Annotated in this window: 15 protein-coding genes; 10 read left to right on the top strand and 5 right to left on the bottom strand. The window is 70.0% G+C overall.

The window, feature by feature from the left end; all coding sequences use genetic code 11:
- Positions 1 to 11 precede the first annotated feature (11 nt).
- Positions 12 to 1187, bottom strand: a complete 1176-nt coding sequence (locus OHT21_RS42075; protein ID WP_328773503.1) for a helix-turn-helix domain-containing protein — start codon at positions 1185 to 1187, stop codon at positions 12 to 14.
- A 258-nt stretch (positions 1188 to 1445) separates the two neighbouring features.
- Between OHT21_RS42075 and OHT21_RS42070 the strand changes: the two genes are divergently transcribed.
- Together OHT21_RS42070 and OHT21_RS42065 are read left to right on the top strand one after the other, a co-directional pair.
- Complete coding sequence (locus OHT21_RS42070) at positions 1446 to 2498, top strand: helix-turn-helix domain-containing protein (RefSeq protein ID WP_328773502.1); 1053 nt, start codon at positions 1446 to 1448, stop codon at positions 2496 to 2498.
- A gap of 70 nt (positions 2499 to 2568) precedes the next feature.
- Positions 2569 to 3450, top strand: a complete 882-nt coding sequence (locus OHT21_RS42065) for a poly(ethylene terephthalate) hydrolase family protein (protein WP_328773501.1) — start codon at positions 2569 to 2571, stop codon at positions 3448 to 3450.
- A 5-nt stretch (positions 3451 to 3455) separates the two neighbouring features.
- Here the strand turns inward: OHT21_RS42065 and OHT21_RS42060 are convergent, their stop codons facing one another.
- The 3 genes from OHT21_RS42060 to OHT21_RS42050 form a co-directional block, all read right to left on the bottom strand.
- On the bottom strand, positions 3456 to 4460 hold the full coding sequence (locus OHT21_RS42060; protein WP_328773500.1) for an endonuclease/exonuclease/phosphatase family protein: 1005 nt from the start codon (positions 4458 to 4460) through the stop codon (positions 3456 to 3458).
- Positions 4461 to 4659: 199 nt separating this feature from the next.
- Positions 4660 to 4851, bottom strand: a complete 192-nt coding sequence (locus tag OHT21_RS42055; RefSeq protein ID WP_328773499.1) for an antitoxin — start codon at positions 4849 to 4851, stop codon at positions 4660 to 4662.
- A gap of 83 nt (positions 4852 to 4934) precedes the next feature.
- Positions 4935 to 5612, bottom strand: coding sequence for a ribonuclease H family protein (locus OHT21_RS42050; protein WP_328773498.1), 678 nt, complete (start codon positions 5610 to 5612; stop codon positions 4935 to 4937).
- Between the two features lie 136 nt (positions 5613 to 5748).
- On the opposite strand from OHT21_RS42050, the gene OHT21_RS42045 reads away from it, so the two are divergent.
- The 6 genes from OHT21_RS42045 to OHT21_RS42020 all read left to right on the top strand — a co-directional run bounded on the left by OHT21_RS42045 (position 5749) and on the right by OHT21_RS42020 (position 9741).
- Positions 5749 to 6672, top strand: a complete 924-nt coding sequence (locus OHT21_RS42045; RefSeq protein WP_328773497.1) for a MurR/RpiR family transcriptional regulator — start codon at positions 5749 to 5751, stop codon at positions 6670 to 6672.
- A 195-nt stretch (positions 6673 to 6867) separates the two neighbouring features.
- Positions 6868 to 7251 carry a hypothetical protein gene (locus OHT21_RS42040; RefSeq protein WP_328774429.1) on the top strand — a complete coding sequence of 128 codons (384 nt, stop codon included), beginning with the start codon at positions 6868 to 6870 and terminating at the stop codon, positions 7249 to 7251.
- 150 nt (positions 7252 to 7401) lie between these two features.
- Entirely contained in the window at positions 7402 to 8067 is a 666-nt protein-coding gene (locus OHT21_RS42035) for a TetR family transcriptional regulator (protein WP_328774428.1), read from the top strand.
- A gap of 144 nt (positions 8068 to 8211) precedes the next feature.
- On the top strand, positions 8212 to 8619 hold the full coding sequence (locus OHT21_RS42030) for a Zn-ribbon domain-containing OB-fold protein (protein ID WP_328773496.1): 408 nt from the start codon (positions 8212 to 8214) through the stop codon (positions 8617 to 8619).
- 79 nt (positions 8620 to 8698) lie between these two features.
- A complete protein-coding gene (locus OHT21_RS42025; RefSeq protein ID WP_328773495.1) occupies positions 8699 to 9208 on the top strand; it encodes a mycothiol transferase in 510 nt (169 codons plus the stop codon).
- A gap of 110 nt (positions 9209 to 9318) precedes the next feature.
- Positions 9319 to 9741, top strand: coding sequence for a DUF2267 domain-containing protein (locus OHT21_RS42020; protein ID WP_328773494.1), 423 nt, complete (start codon positions 9319 to 9321; stop codon positions 9739 to 9741).
- Positions 9742 to 9920: 179 nt separating this feature from the next.
- On the opposite strand, the gene OHT21_RS42015 is transcribed toward OHT21_RS42020, so the two are convergent.
- On the bottom strand, positions 9921 to 10280 hold the full coding sequence (locus OHT21_RS42015) for an STAS domain-containing protein (RefSeq protein ID WP_328773493.1): 360 nt from the start codon (positions 10278 to 10280) through the stop codon (positions 9921 to 9923).
- Positions 10281 to 10495: 215 nt separating this feature from the next.
- On the opposite strand from OHT21_RS42015, the gene OHT21_RS42010 reads away from it, so the two are divergent.
- Both OHT21_RS42010 and OHT21_RS42005 read left to right on the top strand, forming a co-directional pair.
- A complete protein-coding gene (locus OHT21_RS42010) occupies positions 10496 to 11140 on the top strand; it encodes a phosphoribosyltransferase (RefSeq protein ID WP_328773492.1) in 645 nt (214 codons plus the stop codon).
- Positions 11137 to 12063, top strand: a complete 927-nt coding sequence (locus tag OHT21_RS42005) for a polysaccharide pyruvyl transferase family protein (protein WP_328773491.1) — start codon at positions 11137 to 11139, stop codon at positions 12061 to 12063. The genes OHT21_RS42010 and OHT21_RS42005 overlap by 4 nt, the downstream gene beginning before the upstream one ends.
- The last annotated feature ends 36 nt before the right edge of the window (positions 12064 to 12099 follow it).

Here is a 12099-nt window from a genome sequence, read left to right as displayed (position 1 = left end):
CGCGGGCGCGATCAGCGGGCTTCCGGCGACAGCAGCCAGGTCAGTACGAGCATGGTCTCCAGGTGGCGTTCGGGATCGGGGCAGGTGCCGTCCGTCAGTTGGCTGATCTGGCGGAGGCGGTAGCGGACGGTCTGCTCGTGGACGTGGAGGCGTTCGGCGGTGAGGACCGCGTTGTCTCCGCAGCGGAGGTAGACGAGCAGGGTTTCGAGGAGGGGTTCCCGGCGGCGGGGCGGGAGTTCGAGGAGCGGACCGAGCAGGGTGGTCGCGGCGGCTTCGAGGAGGTCGCCGGACTGGAAGGCGGTCAGGACGGCCAGGTGGTCGACGCAGCGCAGCGGCGCCTCGGCGGCCAGCACCCCGCGGTCGACCAGGTCCAGTGCACGCCGCGCCCAGCGCAGCGACACCGCGCCCTGGTCGACGGGGACGACGGGCCCGAGCACCGCGCCCTTGGCCTTCGGCAGCCAACCTCGCCCGGAGATACGGGGGTTGGGCACGATGAGGTACGGCGCGGCGGGGTTGCGGTCGGCGAGGACCTCGGGCGGCAGTACGTGGGTCTGCGGGTGGTCACCCGGTGGCAGGGCGAGCACGGCGAGGGTGGGCGGCAGCCGCCACCCGGCGGCCGCGGCCAGCTCGGCGAGCGGCCGCGGGGCCTGTCCGGGCTCGGCGATCAGCGCGTCGCGGAGGCGGTCCCGCTGTACGTCGACCGGGGTCTGGCCGCATACGTCGTCGAACCCGCGTGAGGCCGCCGCGATCGCCATACTCATCAACTCGAAGGCATCCTCGGTGAGTTTCGTCAGGACGGGCTCCGGCCACTTCTCGCGGTACGCGTCCTCGATGAGCCGGCGGCACGCCACCCGCCCAGCGAGGTCGAGCGCGTCTCTCAGTACGTCGAGAGGGCGGCCGAGGCGGCCGTGCTGGGCGCCGATGGCCTCGTACAAAGCGATGAGCTCGGAAACGGCGGCGGGGCTGGGCCGTGTCACGTCGTGGAGCGAGACGAAACAGCTCACAGTCTGGTCGATGACCTGCCGTACCGAAAAGCCGCCCATGCCCTCCGCGATGTCCATGTAGTCCGGCAGCCCGGAACGTACGGCCTCCTCCATCTCGTCGACGACGGCCGGGACCTGCCGCAGCAGCATCCGGCGCAACCCGATGGGGAGCGGAGCGGCGTCCTGTGCGTTCGCGAGGGTCAAAGGTGCCTCCCGTGGATTCCCGTGGGGCTGGACAATCCTGCGGGACTCCTGTGACGTACGCCAGATTTCGCGCGCGAGCGCACGGCGAAGGTGTCATCCGCCTTACACTCCAGTCCACGATGACTCACCTGCCGGTGCTAGTAAGGGAGTTGCCACGTGACAGCTGCCGAGCCGTTCTTATCAAGGCACCCGTGGCATGAGCTGCCGCCGGCCCTCGCCCCGCGTCTGCGCGACCGGCTTCCGGAGCTCACCACGGAGATGGTGCAGGCGATCCGCCGGGAGGTTCGGGGCTACCGGCAGCCGATCGGTTCCGCCGTCGCGCGTGATCTCGCCGAGGCGGTGCGTCTGGCGGCCACCCAGTTCACCGAGCTGGTCGAGGAGCCGGACGCGCCGCAGCAGCACTATGTGCCGCGCTTCAGAAGGCTGGGCAGGCTGGAGTACCTGAGCGGGCGCGGCATGGACGGGCTGCAGGCCGCGTACCGGATCGGCGCCCGGGTGGCATGCCGCCGCTATGTGGACGTGGCGCGGGACGCGGCGCTGCCGGGTGACCTCGCCGTTCCGCTGAGCGAGGCCGTGCTCACGCATATCCATGTGATGGCCGGGGAGTCGGTGGCGGGCTTCGAGGAGGCGCGGGCCGGTGCCGCCGACGACGTACTGCGCAGCCGTCGGCTGCTTGTGGCACGGCTGCTGCAGCGCCGCCGCGATCCGCTCGCGGAACCGCTGCCGGACCTGGCCCGCAGGGCCGCCTGGCCGCTGCCGGAGCGGGTCCGCTGCGTACTGCTGCCCGCCTCCGTGAAGGTGCCCGGTCTCGACGCCGACGTACTGCGGGTGACCAGGGACGATGAGCTGCACCTGGTGGTGCCCGACGAGCGGCTGCTGACGGTCTTCCAGGGCACCGAAGCGGCGGTGGGCCCGGCCGTCCTCCTGGACGAGGCCTGGATCTCGCTGCACTGCGCCCGCCTGGCCCGGCGCCTTGGGCGGACCAGCGCCCAGGACCACCTCGCGGAACTGCACCTGTTGCACGGCGCCCCGATAGGAAGTCTCCTGGCCGACCAGGTACTTGAGCCCTTACGAGGCCTCCCGCCGGGCAAGGCTGAACGGCTCACGGACACGCTCGACGCGCTGCTCGCCTCCACCGGGCGTACGGCTCCGGAGGTCGCCGCCGCGCTGGGCATCCATCCGCAGACGGCCCGCAACCGGCTGCGTCAGCTGACCGCCCTGTACGGCGAACGGCTCGACGACCCGGCGTTCCGCTTCGACGCGCAGCTCGCGCTGCGCAGCAGGTCGGCACGGCGTTCCACGCCGCACTGACAAACTTCCGTTCAGAATTCAGCAGTTGAACGAGAAGCGGTACTGACTTTCTGTCAGCATGCTCAGCCGCATGAGACATGCGAGCACCCGCACCGCGAAACGACTCGGACTCCTTTCCGGCGCCGCCGTCCTGGCGGTGACCGGTGCGAGCCTCCTCCCCCAGCAGGCGCAGGCCGGACCCGGGGACTTCCAACGGGGCCCCGACCCGACCGAGCAGTCCATCACCGCCGAGCGCGGCCCCTTCGCCACGGCCCAGACGACGGTCGACGGCCCGAACTTCAACAAGGGGACCGCCTATTACCCGACCGACACCAGCCAGGGCACCTTCGGAGCCGTGGCCATCAGCCCGGGGTTCTTGTCGCCGGAGGCCGTCGTCAGCTGGTACGGCCCGCGCCTGGCGTCCCAGGGTTTCGTCGTCCTGACTCTGGAGACCAACTCCGGCACCGACCAGCCCGACGACCGGGCGACTCAGTTGGTCAACGCGCTGGATTTCCTGGTCCAGAGCAGCTCCGTGAAGAACCGTATCGACCCCAACCGCCTTGCCGTGATGGGTCATTCGATGGGCGGGGGCGGCTCACTCAGGGCCTCGGAGCTGCGTCCTTCCATCAAGGCCGCCATTCCCCTGATGCCCTGGCACAACGACAAGACCTGGCAGGGCGACCGCGTCCCCACGATGATCATGGGCGCCCAGAACGACGCCATCGCATCGCCGGCCTCGCACGCGAAGCCGTTCTACGACAGCCTCACCTCGGCACCGGAGAAGGCGTACCTGGAGCTGAGGGGCCAGGGCCACCTGGTGGCGGTCTCCCCCAATGTGACGATCGCGAAGTACAGCATCGCCTGGCTGAAGCGGTTCGTCGACGAGGATGTGCGCTACGACAAGTTCCTGTGCCCGGCTCCGGCGCCGAACCAGCAGATCAGCGAGTACCGGAACACCTGCCCCACGGGGTAGGGGCGCTACCCGGACCGGCTTTTGTCTCCGGAGGGCTGGTCCCGGTCTCCGGGCCGGTCCGGGAGCACGATCTCCGCCCAGAGGGAATCGTGGTCGGAGAAGTCGCTGTGCACGGTGTCACTCCACTTGACGGTGACGGACGGCGGGACGAAGAGGTAGTCGATCTTGTTCACGCCGTAGGTCGCCTCACCGGCCCGGCAGGGCACCGTCCAGTTGTTCATGTAGTTGCCGCAGGGACTGCCCGCCTCCTTGAACTCCCCCGTCGCCCCGCCCTCGTAGTTCCGGTGGTAGAAGCTGTCGGTGGGCGGCTCCTCGGCAGTCGTGTTGACGTCGCCCATGAGGAACTTCCGGTAGCCGCCGTAGGTGGTGGCCAGGAGTCGCTTCGCCTCGGCGGCCTCCGTCTCCCGGGCTTTCTGAAGAAAGGGAGCGGAACCGCTCGACATATGGATCGAGCACACCGCCAGCCGCCGTTCCTGCGAGCGTATGCAGAGCATTTCGCGCTGTTCGCGGCCGGGCGGTGAACCGAGGTCGTGTCCACCGCCCGCCGTCGGCGTGAAACCGAGGTCGTCGCGGTAGAGGAGGGCGTTGCCGAAGTCCGAGTCGTGCCAGCACGACGCCGGGGTTCCGACTTCCGGCACCACCGTGTCGAACACCGTTGAATAGCCAGGCAGTTGGCTGTCGAGCCGCTCCGTCCAGTCGCGGCATCCTTCCTGGATGGTCACAAAGGCCGGCCGGCGTTCCTTGACGGTGCGTACGAAATCGTCGGCGGCCTCGACTCCGGCCGTCCCGTACTTCGAGTTGCCGCCCGCCATGTTGAAGGTGGCGATCCGGTACGTCGTCGCGGCCGGGCCCGCCTGTATGGGAGCGGGGCCCGGCGGTGCGGGATCCGGGTTTTCCCGGAGGGGCGCCGCGCTCGGGGACAGTCCGAAGAACAGCAGCACGAGAGAGGCCGCCGCCAAGACGACCCGACGGCGGGACGAAGGCGGGGCGAGTTTTGTCGACGCTGCCATGAACGCAGTGCCCCCCTCTTGCCTACCGCTGCCCCACAACCATGGCACAGCGCCATCCTTCGCCAGAACAACAGGAGTTCTGGTCAGGTGATCCACACGGCGGCCGAAACTCGCCGTTACCGCGGGTCAGCGGACATGCGCGGCCCCCGTCACCCCGGAGATATCGCTCCAGGGCCGCGGGGGCCGGGGTCAGGCAGGGTCACTGCTGCGGCGGGCGGTCCTGGCGCTCGCTGCCGAACTGGTCCTTGAGCTTTTCCTGGGCGGTGTCGACCTGGCCGCTGTACTTTCCCTGGGTCCGCTCGTCCACGAAGTCGCCGCCCTTGTCGACGCCCTTGGACGTCTGCTCGGGGTGGCCCTTCAGCATGCTCTTGATCTTGTCCATCATGGACATGAGACGTCCTCCTGATCAGCTCACCCCCCACATCTCCAGGGTCACGTCAGGTGGGGGGTTTCGCATCCCAGGGAGGTGGCGGGCTACGCGCCCGTACGACACTCCGGGTGGCCCCAGCCGTCGGGATTCTTGGCGATCGTCGCGCCGGCCTCGTAGGAGCGGCCACAGCGGCAGCGGCCCGGGAACTTGGCCTTGAGCGTGCGGGACGACGAGGCGCCGGAGGTGCGCTTCTTAGGGGCCGCGGCCTTCTTGCCGCCGGACGACGGGGGCGGCTCCGGTGACCCCTGTTCGCTGCCCGCGGGTTCCTGGACGAAGGCGGCCTGGCTTGCGGCGCGGTCGGCGAAGTCGTTGAGCGGGTCGCCGCCGACCTGGTGCGCGGGTACGTAGCGGAAGTCCACCTCGCGGCCCTCCAGCAGCTCGTCGATCCGCACGACGAGGTCCTGGTTGGCCACCGGCTTGCCCGCCGACGTCTTCCAGCCGTTGCGTTTCCAGCCGGGCAGCCAGCTTGTGACCGCCTTCATCGCGTACTGCGAGTCCATCCGGATCTCCAGCGGCACGCCCGGCTCGACGGCCGCCAACAGCCGCTCCAGCGCGGTGAGTTCGGCGACGTTGTTGGTCGCCGTGCCCAGCGGTCCGGCTTCCCACGCGACGGGGGTTCCCGTCGCGTCGGCGATCACCCAGGCCCAGCCGGCGGGTCCTGGGTTTCCCTTCGACGCCCCGTCACACGCGGCGATAACGCGTTCAGCCATGCGTCCGATCATGTCACGGCGCTCCGCCGGGTTCGCCGGTCCAAGGGGTGGGTTCGTCGGGGCTGGTCGCGGGCCTGAGCAGATCACCGTCCGTCCCCCATGGCTCGCTGTATGTTGAACCACTGTGGGAGACGAAGGAAGCGCACCGGTGTCATCGCCTCAGCGGGCACGCGCGCAGGCGTCCGCGATCAGGTCGGGGAAGGCGGTTCCTGAGGCGGAGGCCGCCCCGTCCTCGCGGCTGCGGGCGCTGTTCGACGGGCCCCGGCTCTCCCCTGGCCAGCGGCGTATCGCTCAGTATCTGATCGAGCACATCACCGAGGCCGCGTTTCTGTCGATCACGGAGCTCGCCGACCGGGCGGGCGTGAGCCAGCCCTCGGTGACGCGTTTCGCGACGGCGGTGGGCTTCAGCGGCTACCCCGCGCTGCGCGAGCGGCTGCAGTCGATCGCGCTCAGCACGCTCGCGGCCGCGCCCGACGCCGCCGAGGAGGCCCGCCCTAACGAGCTCCAAGCAGCCGTCGACGCCGAGATCGACAACCTGGAGAACCTGCGGCGCGACCTCGCCGATCCCGGGCGGGTGATCGAGATCGGCCGCGCGCTGTCGCAGTCGACGCCGCTGACAGTCCTGGGCCTGCGGATCTCGGGCTCGCTGGCCGAGTACTTCGCGTACGCCGCCCGCCGTATCCACCCGGACGTCCGGCTCGTGACACGGGGCGGCAGCGTCGCGTACGACGCACTGCTGCAGTCGCGCGAGGCGGGCGGCACCTGGCTGCTGGCCTTCTCCATGCCCCGGCACGCACACGAGACGCTCACGGCACTGCGGGTGGCCAAGAGCGCGGGCCTGCGCGTCGCCCTGATCACCGACCTGGCGCTCGGCCCGCTCGCCGACGAGGCGGACGTGGTCTTCGCCTCCGGCACCGGTCCCCGCCTCGTCTTCGACTCGTACGCCGCGCCGGGGGTGATGTCCGCGGCCCTTCTCCAGGCCATGACCGACGCGGACCCCGAACGCACCCAGGCCCGCCTCGACGAGTACGAACAGGGCGCGGAACAGCACGCGTTCTTCCTCAAGGACTGAGCAGGGACCAAGGGGCAAAGGTCCGGTGTCCACCGGTACGCGGTGGTCGCCTCCCGCAAGGCATGATTCGGCCGTATTCAGCAAGCCCTGCACATGAATTTTTTCATACGCTTGCCTACCCGACGGTATATATGAATACTGCTCGCTGATCGGGAGCCCCCCGAACCGCCCGCCGCCTCGGAAGCGATGACGACGATGTCCCTGACGTACTCACCGATCAGCACGGACTGGCCCAGCCAGGTAAAGACGCCCGGCAACCGGGACTGGGAACGATCGGCGGCCAAGTGGCTGCGCGAACTGGTGCCGTCCCGCTACGGCAGCTATCCCCTGCTGATCCGCGAGCCCGTTCTGCTCGCCCGCCATGCGCAGATCCAGCTCCAGCAGGAGATCCGGGTCGTCCGCACCGCGCTGCACAGCGCCCGGGCCGAGCTGCCCTCCATGGGGATGCCGGAGTCCGTCATCGAGCACACCATCAAGCTGTACGCCGCGGAACTCACGCAGCTGAACCACATCGCCCGCGCTGTACGCGTCGTCAGCCAGGCCCTGGTGGACGGCAACAGCGGGCGCACCGGACGCTGAGCGGCCAGGCGCTGCTCGCCACTCGCCGCTCAGCCGGCCGGCACGCGCATTCGCGCCCGTATGGCACTGAGTTCCCCAAACACAGCGCACTGAGTGCCATTTCGCCTGGCCGGTGCTAGGTTTCCGCGCATGACCGTTGGCAAGCCGCCGATGCGGGACGCGCTCGTGGCGGCGGCGTTCCAGTTGTTTCTGGAGCGGGGGTACGAGCAGACCACCGTCGATGACATCGTGGCGCTCGCCGGGGTCGGACGGCGGTCCTTCTTCCGGTACTTCCCGTCGAAGGAGGACGTGGTCTTCCCTGACCACGAGCGCTGCCTGGCCGATATGACCGAGTTCCTGGCCCGCGGCGGCGACGAGCACGATCCGGTGGCGCGGGTCTGCGACGCGGCGCGGCTCGTACTGCGCATGTACGCGGAGAACCCGACGTTCTCCGTTCAGCGCTACCGGCTCACCAAGAAGGTCCCGGGGCTGCGCACATACGAACTCTCGGTGGTCTGGCGGTACGAGCGGGCTCTCGCCGAGTATCTGCGCCGGCGCTTCGCGGGGCAGCCCGACGGGACGCTGCGTGCCGATGTGATCGCCGCGGCCGTCGTCGCCGCGCACAACAACGGGCTGCGGTCCTGGCTGCGTTCGGACGGCGAGAGCGACGCGAGCGCGGAGGTCGATCACGCGCTCGCCCATGTGCAGCGGACCTTCGCCCCGGACCAGGGGCCCGAACCCGCGGAGGACGTGGTCGTGCTCGTCTCGCGGCGTGGGGCGCCGATGTGGCGGGTGGTCCAGGAGATCGAGGCGACGCTGGACCGCCGTACCGACTGACCAACTGACCGCCTGAGGCAAATCGAGGGAACTGAGTGCCTTTACGGGTGGCACTCCGTGCCATACGCTGGTTTCCATGTGGCGCACAACAGTTGTGTGCGCATCGGCACTTCAGATTCCGGCCCAGTGCAGGGAGATGACATCGTGTTCCACCCGGGAAGCCGGTTCACGGCGGGCGTACTCGACGCGGCGACGGCGACAACCACGAAACCGGCCGAAGAGGGGCTCCACTTCCAGCGCTGCCGCTGGTGTGGGACCGCCATGTTCCACCGGCTGCTCTGCCCGGTCTGCGCGGGCAGCGACCTGCGTACGGAACGCAGCGCGGGCCTCGGCGTCGTACGCCACGCCAGCATCGTCCAGCGCAACACCCCCGCCGCCCGCAATGTGTCCATCGTCGAGCTGGCGGAGGGTTTCACCGTGCGAGGACGGGTGCAGGGCCCGCTCATCGCGATACGGGTCGGCGACCGCGTACAGCTGACCACGGCCGCGGACCCGGTGCGCCGTGAGCCGGTGTTCAAGCTCTGCGAGGAGCCGTTCTCCGGCTGGTTCTGACCGGCTCCTGACGCGCGCGGGCGGGCTTGCGCGGGAACACTGGCAGGGTCAGCTGCCCGCGCGGAGCGTGGAGGAACCCATGCAAGCCAAGGACGTTCTCGTCGACGCGTACGGTCGTATCCAGGAGGAGGTCCATGCCGTCGTCGAAGGACTCTCCGCGGACGAACTGAACGCCCGCCTCGACGACGAGGCAAACTCGATCAGCTGGCTCGTCTGGCATCTCACCCGCGTCCAGGACGACCACATCGCCGACGCCTCCGGCCTCAAGCAGCTCTGGCTCGCGCAGGACTGGGCGGACCGCTTCGGCCTCAACCTCCCCCGCAGGGACACGGGTTACGGCCACACCGCGTCGAAGGTCGCCAAGGTCCGCGTGGACTCGGGCGAACTGCTCCTCGGCTACCACGACGCCGTCCACGAGCAGACGCTGGGCTTCCTGCGCGAACTGGACGACGGCGATCTCGACCGCGTCGTGGACGAGAGCTGGACCCCGCCCGTGACCCTGGGCGTCCGCCTGGTCAGCGTCCTCTCCGACGACTTGCAGCATGTCGGGCAGGCGGCGTTCGTCCGGGGCATTCTGCGGGCGCGATGAGGGCCGTACGTCCCGTGTATTCGGCTGCTCCCGGGACACTCGCCTGAGATACGGGTCCGTCGGCGATGCCGGAGGAACACGGGACCACGTACGCAGAGGAGTCGGGAACCATGCGGCACGACGAGCTGATCTCAAAGGTGCGGGAGCGGGCCGAACTGCCCGACCGGGGTTCGGCCGAGCGGGCCACGCGGGCGGTGCTGTCGACGCTGGCGGAGCGCATACCCGTCGGGCTGGCCGATCATCTGGCCGCCCAACTGCCCGCGAAGCTGGCGGAGTCGGTGCGGGTGGACTCGCCGGCCGGGGGTGATGAGCGGCGCGCCTCCGGTGAGCGCTTTGACCTGACCGCGTTCGCGGGGAGGGTCGCCTGGCGGGCCGGGGTGCCCGAGGATGACGCCATTCGCGAGGCAGTCGCGGTCTTTGAAGTCCTGGATGCGGCTGTCGCACCGGAGGAGATGGAGAAGCTTGCCCGCGTCCTGCCGTCGGACATCCGGACGCTGCTGCCCGTCGCCCGGGCCGACATCACCGAGGTGTAGCGCGTAGGCGCTGCGCCGGCTGGTCGGTTCTAAGCTGCGGGTTCGTTGGGGCTGGTCGCGCCCACGCGGCGGAGCCGCAAATTGATGCAGCACCGCGCCCCTGGAAGGGGCCTGCGGCCGCCTTTCAGGGGCGCGGTGCTGCAGCGGATTTCGGCAAGTCCCCATCGCGATGGAGCCCCTCAGGCAATGTCGTCCCGGGCGACGGCGGCGTTCACGTCCGTAGCTATGTCGAACGTGTCCGAGAGGCGGGTCAGGCGCAGTAGGCGTCTGTGGCGGGGGTCGTCGAGGACCAGGAGCAGGCGGCTTCGTTCACCCCTGAGGCGGTTGCGGATTCGGCACAGTAGGGACAGGCCGCTGCAGTCCAGGAACGTGACTTTGCGCAGGTCCAGCACCAGGCGCGGGGGCCGGGTGTCGCACACGGCGTCGAGGGAGGTCATCAGCTCGGTCGTGGCCAGCAGGTCCAGCTCTCCGGAGAGTTCGATGACCGTGCTGCCGCTGAGCGTTCGCTCCCGGAGGCCGTACGTCGGTTGCTGCACCATCGTCCCCAACCCCTTCGGGGTGCGGCTACCCCTTGTGAGCCGCACCAATCGGGTCGTACACGCGAGGTCCTTCCTTCCGCGTCCTCCGCGCCTTTCCTTCCGCGCCTCTCCTTCCGCTCCTTTCGCATGGCCCACGATCGCCGGGGTACTCGGCGTTCGCCCTGCCCCCTCATCACCAGGGAGAACGCACTCGGAGGGCGGAAGGAGTGGAGTTCATGCGATTCCGTGACCGACAGCAGGCCGGTGCCACCCTGGCCGAACGGCTGCTCGTGCGCCGGGAAGAGGGCGCCCTGCCCGATCCGGTCGTGCTCGCCCTGCCCCGCGGTGGCGTCGTGGTGGCGGCCGAGGTGGCGCGGGCGCTCGACGCCCCGCTGGATGTGCTGGTCGCCCGGAAGATCGGAGCTCCGTTCCAGCCGGAGCTCGGCGTCGGCGCGATCGCCGGGGAGGACGAGCCGTTCTTCGACGAGCGGGCGCTGGACCGGCTCGGGCTGAGCAAGGCGGCCCTCGAACCGATCGTGGAGCACGAGCGGGACGAACTGCACCGGCGCGAACAGCTCTACCGCAAGGGCCGGGCGATCCCCGAACTGACGGGCCACACCGCTGTCGTGGTCGACGACGGCGTGGCCACCGGAGTCACCGCACTCGCCGCCCTGCGTTCCGTACGGCGCCACGATCCCGGCCGCGTCACGCTCGCCGTCCCGGTGTGCTCGCCGGAGGCGGCCCTGCTGGTGCAGGAGCAGGCGGACGAGGTGGTCTGTCTGCACGAGCCGGTCGCGTTCATGGCCGTCGGGCTCTGGTATGAGGAGTTCGACCAGGTCACGGACGACGAGGTGCTCGACGTCCTGCACGGGTTGTCGTGACCGGACAGCGAATCCTGCTCACCGGGTGGTTCAGCTTCCTGGACGGGGAGGCCACGGCCGGTGACGTACTCGCGCTGCGGCGGGTGGAGCAGGCGCTGGACCGCGCAGGGCTGTCGTACGACACGGTGTGGAGCCCCGGTTTCCATCCCGAGGCCGTGCATTTCGCGGACGTACGGCCGGATGCGTACTCCCATCTGGTGTTCGTGTGCGGGCCGCTGCATGGCCCCCAAGTCGCCGGGCTGCACGAGGAGTTCAGGTCCTGTCGGCGTATCGCGATCGGTGTCTCCGTGGTCGATCCCGAGGATCCGGCCGCCACCGGGTTCCATCTGGTGCTGCCGCGGGACGCTCCGGGTGCGGCTCCAGCGTTGGACCTGTCGGCGAGCGCTCCGATCGGCCGGCCCACGCCCGTGGTCGGGGTGATCCTCACGCACGGCCAGCAGGAGTACGGGCCGCGTCGGCGGCACGACGAGGTCGCCGAAGCCGTGACGCGGTGGCTCTCGGGCAAGGACTGTGCGCCGGTCGAGCTGGAGACGCGTCTTGATACGCGGGACTGGCGGCTGGACTCGACGCCCGAGCAGTTCCAGTCCGTGCTCGCCCGCCTGGACTGCGTCGTCACCGACCGGCTGCACGGGCTGGTGCTCGCGCTGCGGACCGGGATCCCGGTACTCGCCGTCGATCCGGTCGCCGGTGGCGCGAAGCTGACCGCGCAGGCGCGCGCCTGCGACTGGCCGGCGCTCGTTCCGGCCGAGCGCCTGGACGACCGCCAGCTGGACCGCTGGTGGGACTGGTGCCTCACCTCGGGGCGGGCCGCGGCCCGGCAGAGCCGGGACGAGTTCCTGCACGGGCCGTCCCGGAGCAACGTGCAGGCGCTCGTCGAGGCGCTGTCGGCCCGGCCTCTTCGGTCGGGGCGGTCGTCCCGTTAGTTCGTCCCGTTAGTTAGTTCGCCGGAGCGCGGGGCA

The organism is Streptomyces sp. NBC_00286, from assembly GCF_036173125.1.
Classification (GTDB): domain Bacteria; phylum Actinomycetota; class Actinomycetes; order Streptomycetales; family Streptomycetaceae; genus Streptomyces.
The sequence above is the reverse complement of the archived record's forward strand: the minus strand, read 5'-3'. Positions and strand labels throughout refer to the sequence as shown.

Excerpts from the sequence above, each read along its gene's own strand:
- OHT21_RS42060 (WP_328773500.1), bottom strand. The coding sequence starts at position 4,460 with ATGGCAGCGTCGACAAAACTCGCCCCGCCTTCGTCCCGCCGTCGGGTC.
- OHT21_RS42015 (WP_328773493.1), bottom strand. The coding sequence starts at position 10,280 with ATGGTGCAGCAACCGACGTACGGCCTCCGGGAGCGAACGCTCAGCGGC.
- OHT21_RS42050 (WP_328773498.1), bottom strand. The coding sequence starts at position 5,612 with ATGATCGGACGCATGGCTGAACGCGTTATCGCCGCGTGTGACGGGGCG.
- OHT21_RS42025 (WP_328773495.1), top strand. The coding sequence starts at position 8,699 with ATGCAAGCCAAGGACGTTCTCGTCGACGCGTACGGTCGTATCCAGGAG.
- OHT21_RS42040 (WP_328774429.1), top strand. The coding sequence starts at position 6,868 with ATGTCCCTGACGTACTCACCGATCAGCACGGACTGGCCCAGCCAGGTA.
- OHT21_RS42070 (WP_328773502.1), top strand. The coding sequence starts at position 1,446 with ATGGTGCAGGCGATCCGCCGGGAGGTTCGGGGCTACCGGCAGCCGATC.
- OHT21_RS42035 (WP_328774428.1), top strand. The coding sequence starts at position 7,402 with ATGCGGGACGCGCTCGTGGCGGCGGCGTTCCAGTTGTTTCTGGAGCGG.
- OHT21_RS42065 (WP_328773501.1), top strand. The coding sequence starts at position 2,569 with ATGAGACATGCGAGCACCCGCACCGCGAAACGACTCGGACTCCTTTCC.
- OHT21_RS42055 (WP_328773499.1), bottom strand. The coding sequence starts at position 4,851 with ATGTCCATGATGGACAAGATCAAGAGCATGCTGAAGGGCCACCCCGAG.
- OHT21_RS42020 (WP_328773494.1), top strand. The coding sequence starts at position 9,319 with ATGCGGCACGACGAGCTGATCTCAAAGGTGCGGGAGCGGGCCGAACTG.
- OHT21_RS42010 (WP_328773492.1), top strand. The coding sequence starts at position 10,496 with ATGCGATTCCGTGACCGACAGCAGGCCGGTGCCACCCTGGCCGAACGG.